Genomic DNA, 26,615 nt, shown 5'->3' with positions numbered 1-26,615 from the left:
TACGATAGTTATGGATTAATCGTACGCAATCGCGGCTAGGACCGCCATTGACAATCAAATGATTATAATGGACAATATGATGATTATTAGAGCATGCGAAGACCGATCTACAGGCATGATTGGAGGATATCCCGAGGCATGGATAGATTATTAAAGGAAGATGGCTTCCCTTCACAGAGACTGATCGTGCTTCCCGATCACATATTGGCCGAATATGCCGCCCATCCTCTTATCCGGCCCCTTCATATTACGGATATCGGCTGCTTCCCTTACGCGCGGCATCACTACCGCCGCCGTCCGGAAGGAAGCGAGGCCTATATTGTCATGTACTGCACGGACGGCTGCGGATGGGTCAAGCTGGACGACGAGCGGCGCCATGAGGTACGCAAAGGCGAGCTTGCCGTTATTCCCGCCGGTACGCCCCATGAATACGGATCGTCGGAAGAGGAGCCATGGACCATCTATTGGATCCATCTCAAGGGCGAGCTTGCGTTCTCCTTCTTCGGCGAGCAGGGGAAAGCAGCCCCGGTGCCCATCCCGTTGGAGCGTTCCTCGGCGATCATCGGGCTGTTCGACGAATGCTACGAAATGCTGCTGAAAGGCTATACGCTGGATCATGTCGCCTACGTCTCGCAGCTCGCCTGTCATCTGGCGGGCATGATCCGGTTAATTCATGCGCATCGCCAGGCTGCTCCAAGCCCGCGCAGGCAGCTCGACATCGAGAAGGCGATTCACTATATGACGGAGCATCTGGAGGATAACGTGTCGCTGGCGGAGCTGGCGGCGGAAGCGGCGCTGTCCGTGCCCCATTTTACCCAATTGTTCAAAAAAAAGACCGGCTATTCGCCGATCGATTATTACTTGCGTCTGAAGATTCAGCTGGCCAGCCAATACCTCGATCTGACGGATCAAAGCGTCAAGGCCGTTGGCATTCGCGTCGGCTTCCAGGACCCCTATTACTTCTCGCGGCTGTTCAAAAAAATAATGGGGAAGTCGCCTTCCGCGTACCGCAGCACGCATAAAGGATAACTTCCCCGTCGGAATACGATTATTGTTGTTCCCGAATATGGTACATCAGGCTGTCGAAGTCGCCTCTCAGCGGCAGCTCCACGCCGATCCGCATGAGCGACCGACCGCTGAATACGCCTTCGATACCTTTAATAGCGTACCGCTTGTCCGGGTTAAGGCCCTGCAAAAGCAAACGCGGGAAATGGTCCCCAAGCTTCTGGGAATGCAGGAAGGCGAACAGCACGCTTTCTTCTTCCCCGCTTTCGCCGATGCCGACGTATTGCACCGCTTCCACGCCTTTATGCTTCAGCGCGCGGAGTCGATACTGCCGGCCTTCTTGAACGAGCGGACGGATCGTTTTGTATTGCGCGACCAAAGCGCCCGCTTCCGCAAGCTGCTCCTCGCTCCAATGATTCAGGTTGGCCCCGATGCCAAGCGTGCCCGTCATAGCACTATGGAAGCGATACGGGATGGAAGTCACGCGTTTGTTCATTCCGCTTACCTCTTCCGTCACCCAGCAGGTCATCAGCTTCGGCGCGTACGCATAGGAGAAGCCTTCTTGAATGCTCAGCCGGTCGAAAGCATCCGTGTTGTCGCTTGGCCAGGCTTGCTCCGCATAACGCAGCATGCCGAAGTCGATGCGGGAACCGCCGCCCGCGCAAGTCTCAAACGCGACATGAGGGAATTTCTCCCGCAGCTCCGCCCAGATCTCGTACAAGCTTCGCACATGGCGGACCCACAGCTCCTTCTGCCGGTTTAGCGGATGGTTCATCATGCCCGGCTCGGTAATCGTCCGGTTCATGTCCCATTTCACGAAGGAGATATGATGACGTTCCAGCAGATCGGACATAAAGCCGATAATGTAGCGTTTTACTTCCGGCATGGAAATGTTGAGGACAAGCTGGTTTCTCAGCTCCGTCCGCGAGCGTGTCGGGAAATGGTAGACCCAATCCGGGTGCTGCCGGTACAGGTCGCTGTCCGGATTAACGGCTTCCGGCTCTACCCAAATGCCGAACTCCATGCCAAGTCCGCGAACCTTGTCAATCAGCTCGCCGAGTCCGTTCGGGAATTTCTCCGGATTAACGATCCAATCCCCAAGGCCCGCGCGGTCATGGTTGCGCTGCCCGAACCAGCCGTCGTCAATGACGAACAGCTCTACGCCAAGCTTCGCCGCACGCTCGGCAAGGGCCGTCTGGTCCTGAACGTTGACGTCAAAGTACGTCGCTTCCCACGAATTATACAGCACCTTGCGCAGACTCCTGCCCGGCGCTACGACTTCATACTGATACCGATGCAGCATTCGGCTCATCGAACCAAAGCCGCCGGAAGCGTAGCCTCCGACAAATACGGGCGTCTCGAAGCTTTCTCCGGGAGCAAGCGTCCATTCGCTGTCGAAGTCATTGATGCCGCCCGTTACCCGCACAAGGTCAAACGCCGTTTTCTCCGCTACGATCTTCCAGTTGCCGCTCCAGGCGAGCGCGCCAAACCATACTTCTCCGGATTCCTCCGTTGCTCTGCCGTTGTCGACCGCAAACCAAGGATTCGCGTGGGCGTCGGTAAAGCCGCGGCGGGACTCCAGCACCTTCTTCCCTTCCGACAGCACCGTCTCCCTCAGTTGAAACTCGCCGGCCCATTTGCCCGTTACATGCGTCAACCGGTAATTCTCGAGCGTTGGCATCGTCCAAGCTGCCGATTGGGCATTTTCCAGCACGATATTCTCGCTGCCCGTATTCACGATAACCGCGGACCGCTCAATCAAATCAAGCCCGGGCACTACCGTATAGATCAGACGGGCTTCAATCGGGTACGTCTCGTCCTTCAGCGTAACGGTCAGCGTCTCTTTGCCGCCCGCTGCTTCCGTTTGATATCCGTCATAGACAAGGCGCAGATCGCGCACGCCATCGTGCAAGCGAACCTTCAGCGTGGGCTCCATGTACGATAACCCGCCCCAGAAAGCGAATTCTTCCGCCTCGCGGTCAAGCGCGGCGTCAAACGAGCTATGCGAACGGGAACCCAGGAGGAGCCCGCAATCGGCTGCTTCAACGGGAGCTCCCCAATACAAATGCTGCAGGATTCCTTTATCGTTTAATCCAAACACGTAGGAGCTGTTTGCCGTCGAGATCGAAAATAACCGCAAATCGGAGTCAAATTGTATGTTCAAGAGAATCACCTCATGTATTTGATGCGCTTATCGTACGAAAAAACGAAGCCCGAATCCATAAACGATATACGGATTATGATGGACGATATGATGATTCAGCCAAGCAGGCAATCAAAACGATAAAAATCCAACCGCTATGCCAATGGCCTCTTCCCCGCAAGGCGGTATAATAAAGTCGCGGAAGATAATACCAGTCATTTGTCCTCCGGCGAATAGCCGTAATCCCGGTACTCCTGCGGAGTGACGCCTACCAGCTTCTTGAACAGGTAAGTAAAATACGCGGTTGTCTGAATGCCCACCTGTTCGGCAACCTCGTAAACTTTAATATTGGGATCCTGGAGCAGCTTCCTGGCCCGCTCAATGCGGGTATCCTGAACAAACTCGGAGATCGTCCGGCCCATTTCCCGCTTGAACAGTACGCTGAGATAGCTGGCGTTCAGGTTGAAATGCTCTGCCAATTGCTTCACCGTCCAATGCTCGTGAAGCCGCTCCTCGATGAACAGGGATACTCGCCGGATCAGGTTATGCTGCTGGTTCAATTGCGCCTTCTGCTCGGTATCCATGTACCGCTGCACGTAACCGGCCAGCAGCTCCGCCAGCTGCAGGGCGCTCCCGCAATCGAGCATTTGCCGCCACAGCAGAATGTTGGCTTCGCTCTCCGGCTCGTTCTTCCACTTCAAATGGCGGATCAGCTCTCCCAGGAAGCTCATGGCGAAGGCTTGCGCATAGGAGAAGGAAGCATTGCCGGTCGAGAGCAGCGCATCCTTGATCTTGTTCATGTATGCCGAGACCTGTTCCGCATCGCCGGAATCCAGCCGCTTAAGCAAGCCAGGGATAAATTCGTCATGCATCCGGTAGGCAGCAAAATCGCCCGGCTCTAATTCGCTCCCGCGTACGATCTGCCCGTCGGCGATCAGCCTCGCCTTGGTCATGCTGAACCGAATTTCCCGGTAGAGAAGCGGCGCGTCTTCCCATTCGGTGCCCTCGCGGCTGCAGCCGATTGTCACGCTTGCCCCGTACTGCTCGCTCATGATGGATTGAATAAACTGATATTGCTTCTCTCCCTTCGCGCGCGCTGCCGGCGACGGATTGACGTGGAGCGCGACAAATTCGTCAAACGAAGTCTGCGCAAGCCAGATGGAATCGTCTTGGGCGAAGGCGATTTCCACCGTTTTCTTAAAGCTGCTGCCGAGCAGCATCCGCTGCTTCGCCTCCTGCCCGGAGGAAGGATTACGGTCCAGGCTTAGCACGATAATCTGGTACCCGTGATCCAGTTCAGGCAGCGTCAACAGACCGTCCCACGAAGCAAGAAGCTCATCGACGGGAAGAGATTCGGCAATCAGGTCGTCCACGAATCTCTCTTTGACAAGCTTAACGCTGCCCGATACTTTTTTCTCCAGCTCCCGGGTCTGCTCTACGACTTCCTTCCTCATCTCGATGGCACTCCGGAAGCTCTGCAGCCGAGAAGTCACCTCTTCCGTCTTAAGCGGCTTCAGCACATAAGCCTGGGCGCCGACATGGATGGCATCCTGGACGAATTCGAATTCGTTATAGCCGCTAATCATTAGAATCTGAATATGGGGATGAAGCCGCTTCGCCTCCGCGGCAAGCTCGATTCCCGTCATGCCGGGCATGGAAACATCCGAGATCAGCACGTCAAATTCGGAGCCTTGAAGCAGCTCTACGGCTTCCTCTCCCGATTCCGCCGTCGACGGGGCCGCGTAGCCAAGCTTCTCCCATTCGATAAACCGGACGAGTCCCTGCACATGCGATATTTCGTCATCCACAATAAGTACGTTCAGCATCTCTATCGCCCCTTCTTAATGACTGGCTGCACCCGGCAGGCCGGAAAATCAATCGTAACCAGCGTCCATGCTCCCAAAGCGCTTTCTATCGTATAACGGGCATCGCCGCCAAAATACAGCGCCAGCCGCTCCTTAATATTCGTGGAGCCAAAACCGTTCCCTTTCCCTTCGTACACGCCATCGGCTAGCTGCCTGATCGTATCCCCGGAAATGCCCTGCCCGTTGTCGAACACCGACATCATGACCCGGTCATCCCTTCTATGAATGGAAATACGGATGAAAGCGTCCGGCTTGCGGACAATAGCGCCATGCTGGTAGCAGTTCTCCACAATCGGCTGCAGCACCGTCTTGATCGTATACAGGTCAAGCGCTGATTCGTCGATATCCCACACAAGCCGGACTTTGCCCGGATAGCGGAATTCGCAGATTTCCAGGTATGCCTTCACATGCTCTACCTCTTCCCTGATTCGGATAACGCTAATCTGATTGTTCAGCGTCAGCCGGTAGAAGGTCGTCAGCGCGTCGATAATCTGAATTTGCTCCTGATCCCTCGCATCCATGGCGCGCCAGCGGAGCAGTCCCAGCGAATTATAAATAAAATGCGGATTGATTTGGGCTTGCAATGCCCTGAATGCCTGCTCCTTCTCCTGCAAGCCGGCTTGCGTGATGTCTTCGACGAGTTTGCCTAGACGTTCGGACATCAGGTTAAACCTATTTTCCAGGTCGCCTAGTTCATCCTGCTCGCTGTAGCGGATGGCCGCTTCGAATTCTCCCCGGGAAAGATCGCCCATTCGGTTGCCAAGCTTTCGGATCCGCCGAACGATGTTCTGCACGACGGTCATCATCAAAGATACGGACAGCAGCAGAAAGAAGATCGTAATCCCGGCAATAAGAAGCAGGATCATGCGGTCCTGCGTGCTCAACTGCTTCATCGCGGTGGACGAGACAACGCTCCAACCGGAAGACAGCGGCTTAACGATGAGCAGCTCTTTGCTGTGCGTGAGATCCAGCCAATGAGCTTTATCGTTGATGTTGTCCTCCTGGAATTCCTCTTGCCACTCGCTTAGCGCAAGCCTTTTCCCGATCTGCTCCCGGTCGGTTGCCGCCAGGATGCTCCTGTTGTTATCCACGATGAACAAGCTTCCCTTATCGTTAAACGGACGGTCGACCCGCTCCCCGAATACAGCGTCATAGTCCAGCAATATATAAACGAGACCCAGCGGAGTCCCCGTCCTGTCTACAATCTTGTGCGTGATGACGACACGATCAGGGCTCCCCGGCACGCTGCTCCATTTAAGAGGCTCTGCGGCCGCCATGGTATCCCGATACCACGCGCTTTCCTTCTGGCCCGCAATGCTTCTCGATTCCGGGCGCCATAACAGCTGGCCGTCCTGCACAAGCGTATCGTTCGTATGATAAATGCGAAAATCCAAAATGCCGGGCAAATATTTGCCCGTAAGCAGGAAGGTGCGATCTACGTAATTGACGGTATCCACCACTTCCGTCATATCGTCGTAATGCCTGGAGAGACGGGAGATCAATTCCCCGTCGGTTGCCGTTCGGACGGCTAATAAATCATAGTTTCGTTTGCTGAAATCCGCAATCTGCGCGGTCTGAAGAACCGTCTCATCCACGGCGGACAAATAGCTGTTATGGAAGCCCCGGGCGACCAGATACGCGGAACCGCTCCCCAATAACAGCGTGGGCAGCAGCAGGATGAGCACGTATAGGGACAAAATTTTGCCGCGGAGACTCATGCCGCGGGTAAATCGGATAATCCATCGAGAGAGAGGAACACGCAAGACACCCCGCTCCTTTCCTGAAAATGCCCGGCCGCAGCCGACGGAAGGGAAGCCGGCATCCCGGCTTCCCTTCTCTCACGGCTTGAGCTGCGCCGTATCTATGTTTTTTATGCTCCCGGGAATTGCTTGGACAGCAGCTGATGCCATTCATCCTTCAGCTCGCTCCAGTGCGCGCGCTTCTCAAGCGCCGACTGGAATTCGGTCCATGCCGCTTCGAAGGCCTTGTCGTCCTTGGCCATCATCAGCTTGGCCTTGTATTCTTTTCTTACGTTTTCCAGCTCGGGCGAATATTTCTCCCACAGGCTGCCCGGTTCCGATTTGACCAGGTCATAAGGCTGAGCGACCCGAATGGCTCCCATTTTGCTGATTGCGTTGGTGAAATCGATCGTCTTCTGTCGTCCCGCTACGCTGTCGGTTGCCTCGTAGTTCCACCATGGATACCACTCGTTGCTGTACGAGGACGTTGCGTAAAGCTCAGGCGTTGTGCTAGCTTTTTTCGCCGCATCGCCGGAATCGTGAAGAGCCGTGTAATTCTCGTCGATATAATGCCATTTGCCGAGCGGCTTATCCACCCAATCCCAGAAGGTTCCCGCAGGTCCTTCATTAACGACTTGCTGCATTTCCGGCTTAGGCGTAAGCGTGTAATCGAAGAATTTGAGTATGGCGTCGAGATTTTTCGTGTTTTTGCTGATATACACGTCATCGCCCGGATTCGGATTAATGATGGTGTTGATGCCGACTTTGTCTACGCCGGCCACTTTAGGATACGGAATAGTCTGTAAATACCAAGCTGGTGCCGTCGGTCCATTGAGAGTTTCCCAGAGCGAGGCGTCCATGTTGAAGAATCCGCCAGCGTTCATCGCAATGCGTCCGGACTGATTTTTTTCCTTGTAGCGCTCTTTTTTGTCCGTGATCGCTTCTTTGTCGATTAGACCTTCATTGTACATTTTGTTCATCCATTTGTAAGCTTCCTTGTATTGCGGATTGTCATAGATGAACTCGTAGTCGTCGCCCTTCTTCTCCACCGGTACGACGCCGCCGCCGCTGGTCGATACGCCGAACGTGTTCAGAATGACGTTCTCGTCATTGGCATCCGACAGGAAGCCAAGCGGGATAAGCTTGTTGCCTGAGGCGTCCGTCTGCTGGCTTGCCGCCTTCAAGTATTGCTCCACGCCTTCAATCGTAGCCAAATCTTCTTTCTTCATGCCCGCTTTCTCCAGGACGTCCTCGCGCACGAACCACCCAAGAGATGCCCAGCCCGGCCATGGATCTTGCGGATTCTGGTCAAACCACGTCGGAATGGACCAGATATGTCCGTCCTTGTCCTTCATCGCATCCAGATATTGCTTCGGAATCGAAGCGAGTCCCGGATATTTGTCCGGCATGTCGAAGTATTGCTCAAGCGGCTGTATCGTGCCGGAGCGAACCATGGACGTATTGATAACGTCGCTCCGCCCGAAGATGGCGGCATCGTCGAAGCCGCCCGTATTCAGCTTCAGGTTCAGCGCGGTGGATGCATCGCCTTGCGTGGACTCGATCTGTACATCGACAAATGGTTCATTCTCTCTCCAATATTTTTGAACCATGCTGTCGTTGTTGACGGTGGTCGTCCATCCGAGCCACAGATCAAACTTTCCGCCTTGCTTGCCTCCCTCGGCCGTCTGCCCGGTCTGTTCGGGATCCTTCGATGGCGAGTTCGTCGAATTGCCGCCTCCGCCCGAGCAGGCGGTTAATGCCAGCATAAGCGCGGCCAGCGCGCCGGCCGTGGTAGACTTCGCGTAAAATGCGCGACTTTTCATGTTTTTTCCCCTCTCTGTCTAGCTATTTGGTATATGTGTTTAATCCTAATACCCTGCGATAACCTGCAACAAGATCGGAATGTCTTATCCTTTGACCGAACCGATTAGTACGCCTTTGACAAAAAACCGCTGAAGGAACGGATACACGCACAGAATCGGAATGGCGCTTACCATAACGGTTGCCATCTTGACGGACATCAGCGTCACTTGAGCCAAGTTTTGGCTGCCCCGCGCGAGCGCCTCCACGCTATTGTTGGAGCCCATCACCACCGAGATATCCTGGGCGGAGAGCAGCTGCTGCAGGAACGTTTGGACCGGAATCAGATTCTGGTCCGAGACGAAGAAGGCGCCGGCGAACCAGTCGTTCCAGTGCATAACGCCCGTGAAGAGACCAAGCGCGGCGAGCATCGGCTTGGATAACGGAATGATAATCGAGAACAGGACTCTTGGCGGCTTGGCGCCATCCATCTCAGCCGATTCGATCAAGGCTTCCGGTATACCCTGGATAAACTTCAGCATGACGAACATGTTCCAGGCCGAAAAGGCGCTTGGCAGAATGTATACCCAGAACGTGTTGATCAGCGACAGATTAAACAGCTGGATATAGAACGGAATGAGTCCGCCGCTGAACAGCATCGTGATCAGCACGATCGCGAGCAGCGCCTTTCTCGCCGGCATCTGCCTGTAAGACAAGGCGAACGCGGCAAGCAGAGTCACCAGAAGACCGCTTACTGTGCCAATGATCGTTCGCAGAATCGTAATCAGGTAAGAGTGCTGAATGACCTTGTTGCCAAGCACGATATGGAAGTTGGACCACGTGAATTGCCTCGGCCACAAATATACGCCTCCTTTGGCGGCGTCGCTTCCCGTGTTCAGGGAAATCGCCAGCATGTAAACGAAGGGATAGAGGACCGTCAGGCAGAGCAGCAGCAGGAGCAGGGTAATAACCGCCTGTCCGAACTTTTCGCCGGTTGAACGTTTCATCGGTTACCAGAGCCCCTCTCCGTTGATTCTTCGGGATATCTGGTTCGTGCTGAGAACCAGCAGCAGACTGATAACCGAGGACAACAAGCCTACTGCCGTCGCGCTGCCGAAATAGCCTTGCTGCAGACCGCTTCGGAGAATATAAGTATCCAGAACATCCGCAACCGGTTGGTTGGCTGGGTTCATCAGCGGATAAATCTGATCCATGCCGACCGCAATCAAACTTGGCATGCTGAGGATCAGGACGATGGAAATCGTCGGCAGGATACCCGGGAACGTGATGTGCCGGATTTGCGCCAGACGGCCCGCTCCTTCCACCTTGGCTGCTTCGTACAGCTGCGGATCGATGGACGTGATCGCGGCCAGATACAGAATCGTGTTCCAGCCAACCTCCTTCCACAATCCGCTGGCTACGATCATCGGCCGGAACCACTCGGTCGAGCCCAGGAAAAATACCGGATCACCGCCGAGAGACACGATCAGCTGATTCACTAGACCGTTGTCCAGAGTAAGCAGCGATTGCAGAATGTAAGCGACTACAATCCACGAGAAAAAGTGGGGCAGATAACTGACCGATTGAACGAATCGTTTGAAGCCCCCGTGGCTTACTTCGTTGATCATCAAAGCCAGAATGATTGGAGCGGGAAAACCGAATACGAATTTGAGCAACGCGATGTACACGGTGTTCTTCACCACCAGCCAGAATTGGCTGTCCTGAAGGAATGCGAAATTTTCGAAGCCGGTCCATGGGCTGTTCCAAATCGTATAGCCGATATGGAAGTCCTTGAACGCGACCTGTATACCGGCCATCGGCACGTAGCTGAACAGCAGAAGCAGCACGACGGCCGGCATGATCATGAGATATTGCCATTTGTATTTAAGTATGGCAGACATCGTATCACCTCTTTCTAGCTTAATTGTACGGCAGCGCCGGACTTTCGAACTACGCAACAACGATTGGTTTTCTATCGCTATGTTTGTCAATTTCAATTGGCTGCCCGAAGAGAAAGGACACACGCAAGAGGCTATTGCCGGACGTGTGTCCTCCTAATCCATGAAGAGCTCTATTCAAAAGTATCGTATAAGCTTGTAACAACTAGCTGCTCGCGGAACGCAGCCAGGCTAAGCGGCTCGGACAAGCCGTCCTTCGGTACCGTCACAACGGCCGGACGATCGGCAGAAAGAGCAAATACGTTGTTGCTCCAGCGGGCGTCGGCATGGCTCAGCTCCAGCAATACGAACGGCGCAAACGCCTGGCTGTCCAGCGTAACGACAAAACGGTCGTCTTCCTCCACAACCTCAGCGCGGATTTCCGGATTCAGCAGCTCAAAATGCTTCGGCTTCACGAACAGAGCCGTACCCTCGCTGATCGTCTCTTCGCCCCTGACAAATTCGTAGGCGAGATAGCTTTGGCTGAGCAGCTGCTTGGTCGTCAGCGTCTCCGAGAAATCAAGCGAGACGATCTCTTCCGAAGCGAGAGCGTCCAGCGTTACTTCGGTTTCGCCGAATTGGATCGTCTCCGACTTGCGGTCCAGCAGTCTCCAGCGGAGCTGCCCTTTGACCGTCTGCAGCGTTTCGTTGGTCACGTGAAGCGATACCGTCGTCCCTTCCTCTAGAGCGGATGCAAGCACCGGCGCAAAGAAACGCTTGGCGGCATGATGCGTTGCCTTCCATCTGCCGAAGTAATCCAGACTCGACCAGGACGCGCCAGGCCAGATGTCGTTAAGCTGCCAGTAGACCGCCCCCATGCATCTGCCGCGGTTGCGTCTCCAATGCTCCACGCCAACCCGCATGCCTTCGGACTGAATGAGCTGGGAAACATACAGGAGCTTCTCGAAGTTTCTCGGATATTTGAAATATTCGCTGATGTAATACATGATCTTTTCGTTGCCGGTGCCGTTCTTCTGATGAGCCTCCATCACCCGCGAGAAAATATTGCGGTCTTCGGGAAGCGTAAACGTCTCCACCGTCTTGATGGAAGGGAACGACTGCAAGCCGAACTCGGACATAAAGCGCGGATGCAGCGTCCGGTATTCCGTTATCGGCTTCCGTCCGTGCCAGACATCCCAATAATGCATGTCGCCGATATCTTCGTTATTCGGATCTTCGATACCGCCCTTGGAGGATGGCGAGGATACCAAATAAGAGGTGTTTGGATCAAGCGACTGCGACAGCACCGGCAGGAACTCTTCGAACTGCTTCAGGTAATCGTCGCGCTGCTTCTCGCCGTAACGCTCCGTCCAGCCCCAATACGCCCATGCATATTCCAGCTCGTTATTTCCGCTCCAGAGGCCCAGCGAGGCATGGTGACGAAGCCGCTTCATATTGTCGATCGTCTCGAGGCGGATATTTTCCTTAAACTCGTCGTTGAAATCGTAAGCTCCGCAAGCGTATAAGTGATCCTGCCACACGATCAGGCCGTGCCGGTCGCATAGGTCATAGAAATAATCGTCCGCGTAGTACCCGCCGCCCCAGACGCGGATGCAGTTGTAGTTAGCCTCGACGCAGCTTTGGATCAGCTGCTCCGTCCGCTTGTTGCTGCGCCGCCCAAAGATGTTGTCCTCCGGAATAAAATTGGCCCCCATCGCGAAGATCTGATGACCGTTAATTTCAAACGCAAACGATTCGCCCCATTGATCCGGCTGACGGGCGACATGCAGCGTCCGGAGTCCGATGCTCAGCGAGCGTTCGTCCAGAATCCGGTCTCCGCTCCGAAGTTCGACCCGCAGCCCATATAAAGGCTGGCTTCCGAGATTGTTCGGCCACCATAGCTCGGGATTCTGAACATCGATCACGAGGTTCGAGATGTCGCCAGCTTCGCTCACCGACGCCTCCAGCGTCCTTACATCCGGTGTCTCGATCGTAGCGTAAAGAGCAAGCGACTCGTCAGAGGACCAGCGCTGCAATTTCGCGGCGATATTCACCTTAACGTTATTGTCGCCATGCTGCTGCGTGATGTAGATATCATCGATTCGGCCCATATTGAAGCCGCATAGCGTTATATCCCGCCAAATGCCCATATCCGGCAGCTGCGGACCCCAATCCCAGCCAAACATGCTATGCGCTTTGCGCAAATGCGAGATGCCCGGTACGGCGTCGGCGCAGCTCGTCAGAAAAAGCTCCTTATCCTTCGCAAGCACGAAGTTCGTGGCCGAGCGGATAATAACATGAATGTCATTGCTGCCTTCGGTGAGCAGCCCCTTCACATCGGCTTCGTAGGTCCGGTGCATATTGTCCGTATTTAATACGGCTTGTCCGTTTACGTAAACCTCGCAGAGCGTATCCAGCCCTTCGCAGCGGAGCAGCACGCGGTCCATCCGCAGCAGCTCCCCGTCGACGAGGAAGCTCCGCCGGTATTCGTAATCGAACTTCGTCAGCTCCAATATATCGTATTCGTTATCGCGGTAATACGGATCTTCCATCTTGCCCGCAGTCATTAGATCATGGAATACGGAGCCCGGAACAATCGCATTGTTCCATTCCGCTTCATCCGTTCTTTTCATCGTCCAATTGCCGTTTAGCGTTACTGAGCGCATGCTTATCAACCTGCTTTCAAATGTATGGATTGTGCTGGAATGATGCCATTCCTTCGACATTAGGTTAGGAAGGATGCATGATTCGGCCCTATCGTAGCACTCGAAGCCATTTAACGTCTTGTTATGCAAATGCTTTTTTTGTGCTATATTAACATCACTATTTAAATCCAACGACGACAAGGAGGACGGCCTCCATGAACGTTAACATGCTGTACGCCGCGGCGCTGATCGATCCGCTGGTACAATCCAACTTCCACATCGTGCATTCGGTGAGACATGCTTATCCTCTGCACGGACACGACTTCTACGAAATCTTTATCGTCATTTCCGGCCAATGCACGCATTTGATCAACGGTGACGTCCAATTGCTGAAGGAGGGGGACATGGTATTCATTCGTCCCGACGATACGCACGGATACGATTTGCTGGAGGGAAAAGACTGTCAGTTCTTGAACGTCAACTTTTATAAAGAGGTTGTGGAGGGCGCTTTCGATTACATCGGACACGCGGCGTTTGCCCAGGCGCTCCGGAGTCCGCAGCTTCCGCCCGTCATCCAGCTGCCCGGAACGGACATGGAAGCTCTCATGAGAAAAAGCGAGCAGATTCAACTGTTTAACTCGACCGATAAGCAAAAGGCAAGAACGATGGCCCGCAGCTTCCTAAACGATGCCTTAACCCATTTCTTCCTCCACTTCCGCAATGACGGCACGCAGGCGCTGCCGCAATGGTTCGACCAGCTGCTCGCGCAGCTGCAGCGAAAAGAAAATTTCAGCGCCGGACTGCCGAGGTTGCGGGAATTAACGGACCGGAGCGACGGCCATCTTAACCGCGTATTCAAGCAATATCTCCGCATGACGCCAACGGCTTATTTGAACCACCTGCGGCTAGGCCATGCCAAAAACCTGCTGCTCACCACGCAGCTGCCCATCGTCGATATCGCTTACGACGCCGGGTTCGATAATTTAAGCCATTTCTACCATCTCTTTAAAGACGCCTACGGGATTGCACCGGGCAAAATCCGCAACTGGCAATAGCGGCAGGCTATACAAATAAAAGAGGCTGTCTCAAACTTAGATTGAGATAGCCTCTTTGCTTAGACCAGTAGGTTAAATTGCAAACTGCGCATTCGATGTTCTTCCGATCGCCATTGCTCGGGGATTCCCTTACATTCGTACGACTTGGGGGAAGAGGTCCTCTTGGTTCTGCTATTGGGATAGCTGAACTATTCTTGTGACGAAAAAAGCGGTGCAGGATTAGTCCTGCACCGCTTTGGGTCATTAAGTTATATTAACCGCGCGCGAAACCGCGCTCGTATTGTCTTGGAGGATTGATTTCTTTGTGGAGAACGGTCGCTGCTTCGAGGGCCCAATAAGGATTGCGAAGCATGCCTCGGCCGACGGCTACAAGGTCCGCATCTTCGTTGCCGATCACGGAGTTGGCAAGCGCTGGATCGTCTAGTCTGCCGACTGCGATAACCGGGATATCCAGTGCTTCTCTGATCGCTCTCGCGAGAGGCACCTGGTAACCCGCATGCGTACCCGGTCTGCCGGCAGCCGCGATCTGACCTTCGCCGCCCGCGCTGATATGGAAGAGGTCGACGCCAGCTTCTTTGAATTCTTTCGCGAAAGCAATGCTTTCGTTAATGCCATAGCCGCCTTCTACATATTCGCGTGCGGAAATCCGCATAATTAACGGCATATGATCCGGCATTTCGCTTTTTGCGGCTTTAATTACTTCTTTGCCGAATAGCGTCCGGTCTTGACCATATTTATCGTTTCTTTTGTTCGTCAGCGGGGACACAAACTGGTGAATCAGGTAGCCGTGGGCACCGTGAATCTCAATCGTATCTACGCCAGCCTGTACGGCACGGCGCACGGCAAGTCTAAATTTCTCCACCATTTGCTCTACTTCTTCGGTAGTCAAAGCGCGGGGCGTTTTGGAATTTTCGTCAAACGGAATAGCCGACGGGGCTACCGGCAGCTCCGCGTCTTCAGCTTTACGGCCGGCATGGGCAATCTGAATGCCTATCTTGGCCCCATGCTGATGGACGGCATCAACGATGCGGGCCAGCGCCGGAATATGATCATCCGACCACAATCCCAGATCATAATCGGTAATCCGGCCGTCCGGCTCGACGTCCGTCATTTCGATAATAATTAATCCCGCACCGCCAACCGCGCGGCTGACGTAATGCGCGTAATGCCAATCGTTTGCGATGCCGTCTTTGGCCGTTACCGAGTATTGGCACATCGGCGGCATAACGACGCGGTTTTTCAAGGACAAGCTTTTCATTTCGTACGGAGTAAATAAGTGCTTCAAAATACGATCTCTCCTCTATTCTATAGTTTCACGGTTCCAATTCGGTTACATCATAATGTACCCCGTTTCGGACAACTCATGAACAGGCATTTGTAAAGAAATGTTACAGAGCCCATTATACCCTTGTTCCGACAATAAAACTAATTATATAAATTGCATTAAATCATAAAAATATTTATAATTTGGTTTTACTTATGAACGATAGAGGATGAGGAATAAGATGGTCGATTTTGAATGGTACCGAAGCTTTATTGCTATCTACAAGCATCACTCCGTCTCCGAGGCCGCCAAGACCAGGATGATGACGCAGCCCGCTATGAGCCAGCATTTAGCCGCTTGAGGCCGAGGTTGGCGAAGCTTTATTCACGCGAGTATCGAGAAGACTTGTCGTAACCGAACGGGGGAAGGAGCTCTACTCCCGGGTTGCGCTGTTAGTCGAGTCCCTGGAGGAAACAACGGCCGGGCTGAAATCCACGTCCCTGCCGAACAATAAAGTGTTCCGCATCGGCTTGTCCCTGGAGTATTTCCAGGAGCTGTTTCTTCCCAAGGTAACGAATTCCGGCATGTGCAGCGTCTCTTACTTCGGGACCGCCGACCAATTGCTCGAGCTGTTAAAAGAAGATCAAGTGGAGCTCATTATTACTCCAAAGAAATTTATCGTGCCCGGCATTGAGTATGAACTGCTAATGGAAGAGACGTTTACGATCATAACGCCGGCTTCGCTCGAGATCCCCGATCTTCACCATCCCAAAGAAATCGAGGAATGGTTGTCCGCGCAGCGATGGATTTCCTACGGGCTCGAGCTCCCGATAATCAGACGTCTTTGGAGAGAGCATTTCAAGAGACGTCCTCTAATTAAGCCCAAGCACGTAATCCCTAATCTGCATGCGGTCATTAGAGCCGTAGAGATGGGAGCCGGAATCAGCGTGATCCCGACGTATCTGCTCGAGAATTCGAAGGCCGGTATCCGCACCTGCTTCGACAATCTGACTGTCACCAATGACCTGTTGATTGGTTATAAGAGCAAGAATAAGCATCTTCCCGAGCTGCAGGAGATAATCTCTATTATCCGGATATAATAAAAAAACCGCTTAAATGGCGGCTTTTTTGCTTATGCTAGCTGGTGAGAGAAAATAAAGTTCTTTATCGAAGTTCCAGTAAAATCAAGAGTTTTCAGGGGTTAAAAATCCACGACTAGTAATTTAAAGTTGTTTAACGAGATGAGATTCAACCAACAGTACGGCTGAAAATGTGAAAATAAAGTTGTTTACTCAGGACCAGTAATAAACCCTCATCTAAAAATAAAGTTGTTAAATGCTAAAAAACATCTTGAACTTCATGCTGACCAAAAAAACAAAAGTGCCTAACCTTGCAGTATTGCAAGGTTGGGCACTTTTTAAACTAGTGCGGTTATGACTATGCCGTATTTTTACTTTTTTCTAGTCATAATTGACTTCTAAAAAAAAATGGTTGAGCAGCTTTACGTTCTCTGCTCAACCATTTTTAATTAAATGCATCCGCTGCGCAGCGGAATCCAAGGTTCCCTGTCGAGCTATCTGGTGTATTCTGACTCCTTGCCGCTACCCGATACCGGTTGCAATATGACTTGTGACACAAATAAGATCCACCACGCATTACTCGGCTTGAACCAAAGGCCGGCCCAGTCGGATTATTAAGAATCCCCTTCCCAGCAGGCCTGGAGCTAAACCAATCGGAACACCATTCCCACACGTTTCCTACCATATTATAGAGCCCGTAGCCGTTTGGCGGATACGATTGTGCCGGGGCTGTGCCCTCGTAACCATCCGAAGCATTGTTTTTCAAAGGAAATTTCCCCTGCCAAATATTGCAGAGATGTTGACCATCCGGCTTTAATAGATCGCCCCATGGATACCGTTTCTGTACCAATCCGCCACGAGCCGCATATTCCCACTCTGCCTCCGTTAGCAGGCGTTTCCCGGCCCACTTCGCATATTGCGCCGCATCATTCCACGATACATGAATAACGGGATGATCCAGTCTTTTTTCTACCGAAGAGCCTTCACCTTCTGGACGATGCCAGGATGCACCGTTTACAGCGAGCCACCAAGGTGCTCCCGGCACCTGCCGCGCATTAATCTTCTTCACATTGTCGGATACGAATAAATGAAAAACAAAAGACCAGCCGAACTTCTCCGCTTCGGTTACATAACCCGTTGCCCTAATAAAATCAGCGTACTCGGCGTTCGTAACAGTACAAGGATCGATATAAAATGGCGACAATTGTACCGGACGAATCGGTCCTTCTCCATCCGCTGGAAAGCCTTCTCCATCATTGGTACCCATTAGAAATTCTCCACCGGGCAGATAAATCATCCCGGCAGGTCTTTCCTTATTCGACTTCTTTGGCTTGTATAATGCCTCAATATGTACAAACTGAGATTTTGTCCTGCTCTCTGAACGCTGATTTACACTACAGCAAGAGGGTTGTTGTTTCTGTTCGATTGTCATCTATCCGTTCCCCTTCCAAATTTATCAACGTCTAGGAATACATTTTATCAATACGAGGATAATCTGTTTCTGTTCGTATCGTCCAATTCAACAACCTTTCTAACAATTCGGAGACGACTTCCTTATTCTCAGACAGATGGGCTACGTCTCTGAGCTCTAGCGGATCATGAAGCAAGTCATACAATTCCTTGATTCCGTTAATACGGTAGACTAGCTTCCAGCGTCTGGTTCGGATCATTTTCGCCCGATAGATGGTCCATGGATATTCGACGATGAGCTGCTGCTTCCAATGATAATTAGGCTGTCGCTTCTTGTGATCCTCGCTGTCCAGCATAACTGTACGTGTCAATGCTGATTCTTCTACTCCGCCCTCGCAGAACACTTCCTCTTTGTGGCTGTCCGTCTCGCCCATAAGAAGCTTGTAAAGTGATTTACCCTGCATCCAATCCTGTGCATCCAAGCCGCATAATTCCAATAACGTAGGAGCAAGATCAATATTTTCCGTCATAGCATCGGTTCGACCTGCAGCAATCACCCCTGGCCAGCGAATGATTAACGGAACTCTCACCAAACAATCGTAGAACATGGTATCCCACTTCTCTACCCCCACATGCTCACCGGCAAAATCACCATGGTCTGAGGTAAGGATTAGAACGGTGTCCTCTGCGATTTGAGCGTTATCTATTGATTTAACCATTTTCTCTATCTGATCATCCACATAAGAGACCATACTATAATAGGCTTCAACTACCTTCCGCCAATCTTCATCCTTCAAATGTTCTAGATCATAAACTTCCCGATAAACCTGCAAGATTTGAGGTGCTGAGTTTATATCCGCTCTAACAGGCAATTTAATATTCCGTTCACGAATAATAGATATATACGGTTCAATATCCGCATAGGGCGGATGAGGGAAGAGATAATTCAATAGTAAAAAAAATGGCTGATCTTCTTGACTCCGTCGTTCAATAAAGTCTATTGCATCTCGTGTGGATAAAGTATCCGCCATCTCATCTATTTCACTGAATTCGCCACGGTAAAAAGCTCTGAACAAGGAATCATCCGTTTCGAATTCTCGACGATCTCTAGGCACGCCTTTCCCCCAACGAATACCTTTTTCGTCAAAGCACTCCGATAAAAATTCGCCTTCCAGCGTATGATTTTTACCAAAAATGCCTGTCGTATATCCAGCCTTCTTGAGTTCAAGTACCAGATTATTCTCACCTTTGCGCACTTCAAAACCAGGTAAAGTACGATGGCCTTCCACATGCGGATAGCGGCCAGTCATCAAAGCGGCCCTAGATGGCACGCACTTGGGAAATGTAACGTAAGCATGTTCGAACTGCCTCCCCTGTGAAGCAAGCCGATCTATATGAGGAGTATAAGCGTCCGTATTCCCATAACTCCCCAAGACATTCCACTTGCATTCATCCATTATAATCATTACGATATTAGGTCTCTTATTTGTTCCCAATGGAGTTCTCCCCTCCTTCATATTGATTGGTCATAAACAGCCTCATCTGGTATTGTGTTGCTGACATGCCATAGTATTTGCTGAATGCGCGGGAAAAAGAATATAAGTCTGGGTAGCCGACTGCTAGAGCAATCTCTGTCATGCTCAATTCCCTTAATTTGAGCAGTTCCACGCTTTTATTCATGCGGAGCTGAACCAAATATTGCATCGGGCTAAGTCCAATGACATTGCTGCATTCCTGATAAACCTGCGAACGGTGAACACCTGCTACCTCAACGACGTCGCTTACCGTGATTCCCTCCATGTAATGCTTTTCCATAAATTGAATACAGCGCTGCAGCCTGTTCGTACCCTCCCGCTTCAGCTGTTGTCCATCGGACTTACGGGACAACGAATCAAAGAGTTGATATAACTTAGATTGCATTAACATTTCATCATAACCATTAATGTTGCGCAGCAGATCTTGTATTTGAATCATAATCGACTCATGGCCTAACGCCCAACGATTGAATAAAAACGGCTGCTCTTTGCTGAATCCGATCCGCTCCAGCAAAGTTTCAGCATGATTTCCTTGGAAGACTAACCAGCACAGTCGAAGAACGGTATCTTCCTCAACCATCTGATAGCTGTAACGATGAGCAGGATAAGCGCAAAAAAGATCCCCCTCATGCAATAACACGGATTTGCTATCGTAATTTAAAACGATGCTTCCACTTCTTACTGCATGTACTGAGTAATATTCCACTACTCTAGGCCCAACCTGGTAGTGGAGTTTCGCTTTGCTCTGCCCGGCTCGAATTACCCAAAGTCCTCCGTTTTTTTCAAAATCAGATGGCTTATGTTCTAAATACTCGGCAACTAAATTCCCATATTTTTTCATAGACTCCCCCTCTTTGCCAAAGAGCTGGATTAGTTTAAATACGCAAAAAAAATAGACGTATCCCTAAATGCGCGCACATGGAATGACGTCTCCGGATTTCCGGTTGACTCAACAAAATATTTAATTAAATAATTCCAATCAGCTTACTCGGTTAATGAACATCTATAATTTTACCTTAGCTCCCTGTTTTTGTCAACGAATCCGTCCTCAGTATTCCAGTTGCCTGCTATCCACTCAGAAACTCGTTTCCTCACGGTAGAATCGTTTGGGACTCTGTTTCCTGTGATGATAGGTGCATTGCGATCAAGATAGGATGGAGAGGGGGCATCAAATAATAAGGTTTGTTGCAAAGCATGACGGCAGCGCGTGATGTGTTCCTCATAATCGGGATCATCGATTAGGTTATTTAACTCAAGCGGGTCATTCTGAAGATCGAAAAAGACGCATTTGGAATGATCTCTCGTCAAGATCAGCTTGTATCGCTCCGAACGAACCATATATTGCCGTCCTCTCGAATCTTCTCCTATGATAAATTCCCTCCCTTGCTCCTCGCTGCTCATCAAATTTATGCCTACCATCGATTTATCCTTGTTCACTCCGGCAGCAGCCAATATTGTAGTTGATATATCGATATTGTTGATAAGCTGATCCGAGCATTCGCCAGCGTTCACACCTCCCGGATATTTAACAAGCAGAGGGACTTTGGCAAGCGGCTCATACATGTAATTCGACTTTAGCAGCATATGATGATAACCCATATATTCGCCATGATCACTTGTATAAATGACCAACGTGTTATCATATATCCCTTTTCTCTTCAAAGCTTCCACGAATTGACCTGTCATATGATCAATGTGGCTGATCGCTCCATAATAATGGGTCATCGTACGCCGCAATTTCTCTTCAGTCAATCGTGTATGCTCGAAAAATCCCGGATGCATCCGTAAATCTCGTTCCAATGGTTGATCCGTCCAGCCTGGAAGCAGATGAAGCTCGGCCGGATTATACATCGAGCTCCATGGAACAGGCGGATCAAACGGGTGATGGGGTTTAATGAAGCTGACCATCAGCATCTCATTGTGCGTGCCCCAGTTTTCGATTGCAGTCAGAGCCTGATTCCCGATCCATGTCGTCGAATGATGCTCCTCGCTTAAATTGGATGCCTCTGTACCAAAGGTATCCCAATAGGACGGCGGAGCTTTCTCCCTATATTCCTTGACCTGATCCATCAGATCTAAGCGATCGAGCAGCCCTTGTTCCATCAAATAACGGTGATAGTCATCTTCATAACGTCCGTCGCCATTTTGTTCCGCTAGAATCATATCGTCAAAGCCGACATCCAGATAAGTCGGAGTCAAATGCATCTTGCCGACGGCCTTTGTCCTATAACCCGCTAGCTGCAACAGCTTCGGAAAAGTGGCGATGCCAGAAGGAATCGTGCTCAAATTTCCCCAACCTAAATGTTGGTGCGGGTAAAGCCCTGTAAGAAGCGAATAGCGGGAAGGCGTGCAAAAAGGCGAGCTGCAAAAGCTATTCTTATAAGTCACGCCGTCTTCGCTGAGCGCATCGAGGTACGGCGTCCGAATGTCCGGGTTACCATAAGCCCCCATGCAGTCATAGCGATGCTGATCCGAGACGATGAGCAGAATATTAGGCTTGTTCTGCTGATTAATAGGCATCATAATTCGTCTCCCACATATCCATCCGGCCGAAACCAACTGCTTTGCCCCACTGGGTCATATACTGAATATCCGATTTCTTCAAAGCAAGCTGCTCTCTTATCTGCTCTTGATTCCAATCCGCCTTCAACTTTTTCAAGAGTTCTTCCCTAACAGCATAATAGGCATTTTGTTCAAATAAATTTTGCTGCTCTAGCGGATCATGGTCCAGATCAAAGAGCTGGGGAGGAAAGCCATCATAATAGTTCAGCTTATATTGACCGGAACGGATCATACGGCTGCTTTGCCATTCACAGAATACAGGCCGACTGGTCCATTTTTGTTCTTGTTCGGGGTATTCTTCAGGATTTAATAAAGAGCTTAAATCCCAACCATCCAATCCAGGCATCTCTGGGGCTCCTGACAATTGAACGAGGGTTGGAGCAAGATCGACAAGGCTAACCGGCACGTCGACGGTTCTGCCTTGGGCAATCAGAGATTTAGAACCTTCGGTCAACGGGTACCAAATCATCGGTACGGCTGAGGAGCCCTCATAAAAACTTTGCTTCCAAAACATGCCATGATCGCCAGCCATTTCGCCATGATCGCTGACATATACGATAACAGTCTCGCCCGGCAGGGAGCGGGCAGCTTCCAGCACACGCCCAATGTAGGAATCTAGTCGTTGAACTAGCCCTGCGTAGCTGGCGCGAACCGTATGCAACCGTTCAGCGGTGACATCGTCGATCTTCAATCTTCTGAACCAATCGGCAACCCAAGGATGGAGTGGCTCCTCATCTCGTGGAATTCCTTGAATATCTCTCAGCGCAGCCGATGTTTGTTCATACACATCAGGCGGACATATAAAAGTGGGGTGAGGTCCATAAAAGCCAACCGTCAAAAACAAGCGCTGACTCGTTTCTTGCAAGTGGCGCTTAGCAAGAAACTGCTCGCAAGCTGTTATGACCGATTCATCATAACGAAGGACCGGGCTGTCTCCAGGGCCAGACAGCTCCAACGAATTTTTTCCTTGTCCTGCTGTCCCCTTGAGCCTTCCGTAGGGAGTAGTCGGCCCACCATTATAGGTCGGTGTAATGTCCCCCACGAGCCGCTGCCCATAGCCGTGACGTTGATCGGGTCCTTTGAAATGCATGCGGCCGCATAATACCGTTTCGTACCCGGCAATCCCAAGCGCGTGGGCAAAGGTAGGCATATCCGAAGAAAGAATATGCTCATTGTTATAAACGCCCGTTCTTGACGGGTAACGTCCTGTCATCATGGACATTCGCGACGGAACGCAAAAGGGCGAATTGCAGTAGGCTTCCGTAAAACGGACGCCGCCCTCCGCTAACCGGTCCAAGTTAGGGGTCTGCAGATAAGAAGCCCCCGCATTTCCCATCCAATCGGCGCGATGCTGATCAGACACAATCATAATGATGTTCGGCTGATTCATGAGTTACCTCCTCCTGATCGAACGGTTATAAGAAACGTCTTGATTTCAAAAGGCTGGAACCAGGATTGAAACTGGTGAGATTCGAACGTCTGAGGAGCATTCTCCCGCTCCAGCAGATTTACTTCCGCGACATGCTCTAAGGTAAATAAGCTTTCAAAAGAGACATTTCCTCGTTTGCCGGCATATTCATAGCACCGCACAATCCATGCATCGGAATCCTCGGCTCGTTTGATCGTGTCGACCACCACATGATCACTCCTACAGCTGAAGAAGCTTGTTTTCTCTGGCAGGCTGCCATGCTGTACATTTAAAAACTCCTTAGCTTCAGGCAATTCTACCACGTGAACGGGAGAGTTCAGCCTCTGAGCATGAATCAAGGTAGAAGCTGCAAACCAATCTCCTTCATGAGGGAGCAAGGAATACGTAAACGTATGAAGCCCTTGATCAGCTAATGGATCAGGTGCAATCGATGATTTGAGTAACGTCAGACGCATGACGTTATCTTTGACTTCATGACCATATTTGCAATCATTTAATAGGCTTATGCCAGCTCCGCGTTCCGACAGATTGATCCACTTCTGCGCACAAGTCTCGAATCTGGCGTAATCCCAGCTTGTATTCCAATGCGTCGGACGCTTCACATGACCATACTGAATTTCATACGTTGCCTCGACAGCACGGATTTGCAGAGGAAAGGCAACTTTAAGAAGCTGCGAACGCTCCTGCCAGTCTACTTTCGTCACGAAATCGATACGTGGATGATCCGGATACACGACCAGATCGTGCTCAATAACCGTCTCTCCATGCTTCCATTCAAATCGGATAACCGTTCTGAGCTCTCCTGATTCGATCAACTCGATTCGCTGGAGTCCTGTAATGGTCTCCGACTTTTCGTAATAAAACAGATCAATATCCCATGCATCGTTACGCAGCGGCTTATCTTCATGCAGGTCAAACCTGTTAGCCGCTTCGCCCGGCTCAATAAACTCCCGCTTTATTCGTTTGTCGTACAAACGAATAAGTTGCCCGAATTCGTTCCATCGAATCTCATAATAAGGCGTGTTCAGCCCATCGCTTTGAACTTCAATAAGCGGCTGCGGCTTCGCAGCAGCAAGCGTCTTGGAAGTTTCCACCTCATAACAAGATACCGTTGTATAACCAAATGCCGGAATATGCGGGACGAGCAATAACAGCTTCTCCTCGCCTGATCGAACACTTTTCTGCGAAATCAGGTCATTCCCTTGACTATCTTTCCATGCCACATCCGAATATGATGGGTGCCACGGAAGCTCAATTATTTCTGTACGTTCCCATTGAATCGTATTAAATATAAGATAACCTTCATGGTCGCAACTTGAACGCACAATCTGGCTTGCGATGCTGCTAACCCCTCGAGTAAGCGCATCTTGAGCTAATTGCTCCGCACGGTCGTAATCGGAATGACAATCCTCATACACCTCAGCGATGGAGGATCCCGGCAAAATATCATGGAACTGATTACGCAATACAATAATCCAGCTTTCATGCAGCGATTGGGAAGGATATTGCTTGAATCCCCGTAAAGCTGCGTTAATCGAATTGGCCAGCTCGGCGTCATGAAGCAATCCTTCCATCCGCCGATTCATTGTTTTCACATAAGCTTGTGAAGTGAACGTACCCCGATGGCGTTCGAGATACAACTCGCCGTCCCAGGTGTGGACATATCGGTCCGTTTCCCGTACCCGCTTATCCAGTTCATGAAAATAGCGGTCTGCCCGTCCTGTCACCACCTTTGGCATGCCAGGCATCTGCTCAAATCTGCGACGCATCTCTAGCATGTCGCGCGTTGGTCCGCCTCCTCCGTCCCCATGTCCGAAAGCAAGCAGAAACTCATCATTTATCTCTTTATCCTGATATTGCTCCCATGTGACAGCGAGTGTACGAGCGGCAATCTGTCCACTATAGCTATACTGGTAGCCCTGCAGATTCGGTGTTGTTATAAAATGTGTCAACAGCTTTGTTCCATCGATTCCCTTCCAATAAAAAGTATCATGAGGAAACCGGTTGTATTGGCTCCAGTTGATTTTTGTTGTCATGAAGGCACGAATGCCCGCTTTGCACAAAATTTGCGGTAATGCCCAGCTGTATCCGAATACGTCTGGCAACCACAGGTAAGTGCAGGATAACCCGAATTTTTCCTCGAAATAACGAATGCCATACAACAGTTGACGGGTTAATGACTCGCCAGAAGGAATATTGCAATCCGCTTCCAGCCACATCGCTCCTCCTGCTTCCCACTGCCCGGAGGCCACTCGGCATTGAATCTGCTCGAACAACGCTGGATAATCCCGTTCCAAATCCTCATACAGATGCGGCATCGTTTGCAAATAAACGTATTCCGGGTATCTCTCCATATAACGCAATACGGTCGAAAAAGTCCGCGCCGCCTTCTCCCGCGTATGCCTCAGCCTCCATAACCAAGCCACATCAAGATGAGAGTGACCGATAGCGTGAATCGTAATCGGATTGCTGCCAGCAGGTATCGCTTCCATTTCATGTTTCAAGCTGGTATTTGCCCGCAGCACACTTTCGTAGAAATCAACACTGCCCGGATGGCTCCAATCGATTTGTATAAAGGCACGATCCAGCGCCTTAATAAGTGCATTACGCTCCCAACGATCCTCTTTCAAATACATGAACGTTTGATAGACGGCGAGGCTGCTGTAATAGAAATCATCCGTTTCTTCCTGAAGCAAAGCTATCTCAGAGGTTTGAATCTGATGCTCTAGTTCCACCCGTTTCCCTGAATGCCCGTTTAATCCCGTCCATAATTTGAATAACAATTGAACTGTCGTACCCGCTGCACCACTGGGCAGGAAAACTTCACGGTGATTACCCCCTACCCCTTGATAAGGAACACCATTGACATAGAGCAGAGATTCGAAGCCGGAAGTATGTCCAGGTCCTGTTTTGCCAAAATCAAATAAGCCAATGATTGTCCGGCCCTGCCACTCCAGCGGAATGTGAACTTCGGTCTTCAACCAGACGATCGTATCCCAGCCTTGCCATCTATCACCGATTCCAATCGTTCCCCACTCGGCATTGTCCGGCGGCAGCACGCCAATCTCCGCTGTTGTATCTATCCAGAACTGATAGGTTGGAATTCGCCTTCTGTCCATATAGCGCCAAGACTCTACCTCTTGAATTCGCTTCTCCAGCTTACGTTCGGTTAAAAACATCACAATCCCCCTTATGACTCCTCTGGCG

The 26,615-nt window shown here is 50.9% G+C and carries 18 protein-coding genes; 4 read left to right on the top strand and 14 right to left on the bottom strand.

The features are described from left to right. Positions 1-138: 138 nt before the first annotated feature. Entirely contained in the window at positions 139-1,029 is an 891-nt protein-coding gene (locus tag CFI03_RS26680; protein ID WP_248761344.1) for an AraC family transcriptional regulator, read from the top strand. Between the two features lie 19 nt (positions 1,030-1,048). Here the strand turns inward: CFI03_RS26680 and CFI03_RS26675 are convergent, their stop codons facing one another. The 7 genes from CFI03_RS26675 to CFI03_RS26645 all read right to left on the bottom strand — a co-directional run bounded on the left by CFI03_RS26675 (position 1,049) and on the right by CFI03_RS26645 (position 13,095). Then, complete coding sequence (locus tag CFI03_RS26675) at positions 1,049-3,169, bottom strand: alpha-galactosidase (protein WP_248761341.1); 2,121 nt, start codon at positions 3,167-3,169, stop codon at positions 1,049-1,051. Positions 3,170-3,363: 194 nt separating this feature from the next. Further along, entirely contained in the window at positions 3,364-4,974 is a 1,611-nt protein-coding gene (locus CFI03_RS26670; protein WP_248761332.1) for a response regulator, read from the bottom strand. Positions 4,975-4,976: 2 nt separating this feature from the next. Then, complete coding sequence (locus tag CFI03_RS26665; protein ID WP_248761330.1) at positions 4,977-6,776, bottom strand: cache domain-containing sensor histidine kinase; 1,800 nt, start codon at positions 6,774-6,776, stop codon at positions 4,977-4,979. 107 nt (positions 6,777-6,883) lie between these two features. Next, positions 6,884-8,575, bottom strand: a complete 1,692-nt coding sequence (locus CFI03_RS26660) for a type 2 periplasmic-binding domain-containing protein (protein WP_127491674.1) — start codon at positions 8,573-8,575, stop codon at positions 6,884-6,886. An 84-nt stretch (positions 8,576-8,659) separates the two neighbouring features. After that, on the bottom strand, positions 8,660-9,559 hold the full coding sequence (locus CFI03_RS26655) for a carbohydrate ABC transporter permease (RefSeq protein ID WP_248761328.1): 900 nt from the start codon (positions 9,557-9,559) through the stop codon (positions 8,660-8,662). A 3-nt stretch (positions 9,560-9,562) separates the two neighbouring features. Further along, positions 9,563-10,453 carry an ABC transporter permease gene (locus CFI03_RS26650; RefSeq protein WP_127491678.1) on the bottom strand — a complete coding sequence of 297 codons (891 nt, stop codon included), beginning with the start codon at positions 10,451-10,453 and terminating at the stop codon, positions 9,563-9,565. Between the two features lie 170 nt (positions 10,454-10,623). Beyond that, positions 10,624-13,095 carry a beta-mannosidase gene (locus CFI03_RS26645; RefSeq protein WP_248761326.1) on the bottom strand — a complete coding sequence of 824 codons (2,472 nt, stop codon included), beginning with the start codon at positions 13,093-13,095 and terminating at the stop codon, positions 10,624-10,626. Between the two features lie 194 nt (positions 13,096-13,289). Here CFI03_RS26645 and CFI03_RS26640 point away from each other — a divergent pair, with 194 nt between their 5' ends. Next, a complete protein-coding gene (locus CFI03_RS26640) occupies positions 13,290-14,129 on the top strand; it encodes an AraC family transcriptional regulator (RefSeq protein WP_248761318.1) in 840 nt (279 codons plus the stop codon). A gap of 253 nt (positions 14,130-14,382) precedes the next feature. Here the strand turns inward: CFI03_RS26640 and CFI03_RS26635 are convergent, their stop codons facing one another. Beyond that, the gene (locus CFI03_RS26635) at positions 14,383-15,414 is read right to left on the bottom strand and encodes an NADH:flavin oxidoreductase/NADH oxidase (protein ID WP_201009092.1); all 1,032 of its coding nucleotides are present in this window, start codon (positions 15,412-15,414) and stop codon (positions 14,383-14,385) included. Between the two features lie 220 nt (positions 15,415-15,634). Between CFI03_RS26635 and CFI03_RS26630 the strand changes: the two genes are divergently transcribed. Next, positions 15,635-15,754, top strand: coding sequence for a helix-turn-helix domain-containing protein (locus tag CFI03_RS26630; RefSeq protein WP_248761309.1), 120 nt, complete (start codon positions 15,635-15,637; stop codon positions 15,752-15,754). Between the two features lie 154 nt (positions 15,755-15,908). Continuing rightward, positions 15,909-16,493 (top strand): LysR substrate-binding domain-containing protein, encoded by a 585-nt coding sequence (locus CFI03_RS26625; RefSeq protein ID WP_248761307.1) that lies wholly within the window; start codon positions 15,909-15,911, stop codon positions 16,491-16,493. A gap of 424 nt (positions 16,494-16,917) precedes the next feature. On the opposite strand, the gene CFI03_RS26620 is transcribed toward CFI03_RS26625, so the two are convergent. The 6 genes from CFI03_RS26620 to CFI03_RS26595 form a co-directional block, all read right to left on the bottom strand. Next, on the bottom strand, positions 16,918-17,904 hold the full coding sequence (locus tag CFI03_RS26620; protein ID WP_248761298.1) for a formylglycine-generating enzyme family protein: 987 nt from the start codon (positions 17,902-17,904) through the stop codon (positions 16,918-16,920). Between the two features lie 31 nt (positions 17,905-17,935). Then, positions 17,936-19,378 carry a sulfatase-like hydrolase/transferase gene (locus tag CFI03_RS26615; protein WP_248761295.1) on the bottom strand — a complete coding sequence of 481 codons (1,443 nt, stop codon included), beginning with the start codon at positions 19,376-19,378 and terminating at the stop codon, positions 17,936-17,938. Beyond that, entirely contained in the window at positions 19,365-20,258 is an 894-nt protein-coding gene (locus CFI03_RS26610; RefSeq protein ID WP_248761292.1) for a helix-turn-helix transcriptional regulator, read from the bottom strand. Before CFI03_RS26610 ends, CFI03_RS26615 begins: the two co-directional genes overlap by 14 nt. 170 nt (positions 20,259-20,428) lie before the next feature. Beyond that, positions 20,429-21,940 (bottom strand): sulfatase family protein, encoded by a 1,512-nt coding sequence (locus tag CFI03_RS26605; RefSeq protein ID WP_248761290.1) that lies wholly within the window; start codon positions 21,938-21,940, stop codon positions 20,429-20,431. Then, positions 21,927-23,369 carry a sulfatase-like hydrolase/transferase gene (locus CFI03_RS26600; RefSeq protein WP_248761287.1) on the bottom strand — a complete coding sequence of 481 codons (1,443 nt, stop codon included), beginning with the start codon at positions 23,367-23,369 and terminating at the stop codon, positions 21,927-21,929. The genes CFI03_RS26605 and CFI03_RS26600 overlap by 14 nt, the downstream gene beginning before the upstream one ends. Further along, positions 23,366-26,587: an alpha-mannosidase gene (locus CFI03_RS26595; RefSeq protein WP_248761285.1), complete on the bottom strand. Its 3,222-nt coding sequence runs from the start codon at positions 26,585-26,587 to the stop codon at positions 23,366-23,368. The genes CFI03_RS26600 and CFI03_RS26595 overlap by 4 nt, the downstream gene beginning before the upstream one ends. Between the last annotated feature and the right edge of the window lie 28 nt (positions 26,588-26,615).

Source organism: Paenibacillus sp. ATY16, assembly GCF_003399985.2.
Lineage (GTDB): Bacteria > Bacillota > Bacilli > Paenibacillales > Paenibacillaceae > Pristimantibacillus > Pristimantibacillus glycanilyticus.
Note: the sequence above shows the minus strand (reverse complement) of the source record. Positions and strands in the feature narration are given on the sequence as shown.

Excerpts from the sequence above, each read along its gene's own strand:
- CFI03_RS26680 (WP_248761344.1), top strand. The coding sequence starts at position 139 with ATGGATAGATTATTAAAGGAAGATGGCTTCCCTTCACAGAGACTGATC.
- CFI03_RS26670 (WP_248761332.1), bottom strand. The coding sequence starts at position 4,974 with ATGCTGAACGTACTTATTGTGGATGACGAAATATCGCATGTGCAGGGA.
- CFI03_RS26660 (WP_127491674.1), bottom strand. The coding sequence starts at position 8,575 with ATGAAAAGTCGCGCATTTTACGCGAAGTCTACCACGGCCGGCGCGCTG.
- CFI03_RS26655 (WP_248761328.1), bottom strand. The coding sequence starts at position 9,559 with ATGAAACGTTCAACCGGCGAAAAGTTCGGACAGGCGGTTATTACCCTG.
- CFI03_RS26650 (WP_127491678.1), bottom strand. The coding sequence starts at position 10,453 with ATGTCTGCCATACTTAAATACAAATGGCAATATCTCATGATCATGCCG.
- CFI03_RS26645 (WP_248761326.1), bottom strand. The coding sequence starts at position 13,095 with ATGCGCTCAGTAACGCTAAACGGCAATTGGACGATGAAAAGAACGGAT.
- CFI03_RS26640 (WP_248761318.1), top strand. The coding sequence starts at position 13,290 with ATGAACGTTAACATGCTGTACGCCGCGGCGCTGATCGATCCGCTGGTA.
- CFI03_RS26630 (WP_248761309.1), top strand. The coding sequence starts at position 15,635 with ATGGTCGATTTTGAATGGTACCGAAGCTTTATTGCTATCTACAAGCAT.
- CFI03_RS26620 (WP_248761298.1), bottom strand. The coding sequence starts at position 17,904 with ATGACAATCGAACAGAAACAACAACCCTCTTGCTGTAGTGTAAATCAG.
- CFI03_RS26610 (WP_248761292.1), bottom strand. The coding sequence starts at position 20,258 with ATGAAAAAATATGGGAATTTAGTTGCCGAGTATTTAGAACATAAGCCA.
- CFI03_RS26605 (WP_248761290.1), bottom strand. The coding sequence starts at position 21,940 with ATGATGCCTATTAATCAGCAGAACAAGCCTAATATTCTGCTCATCGTC.
- CFI03_RS26600 (WP_248761287.1), bottom strand. The coding sequence starts at position 23,369 with ATGAATCAGCCGAACATCATTATGATTGTGTCTGATCAGCATCGCGCC.
- CFI03_RS26595 (WP_248761285.1), bottom strand. The coding sequence starts at position 26,587 with ATGTTTTTAACCGAACGTAAGCTGGAGAAGCGAATTCAAGAGGTAGAG.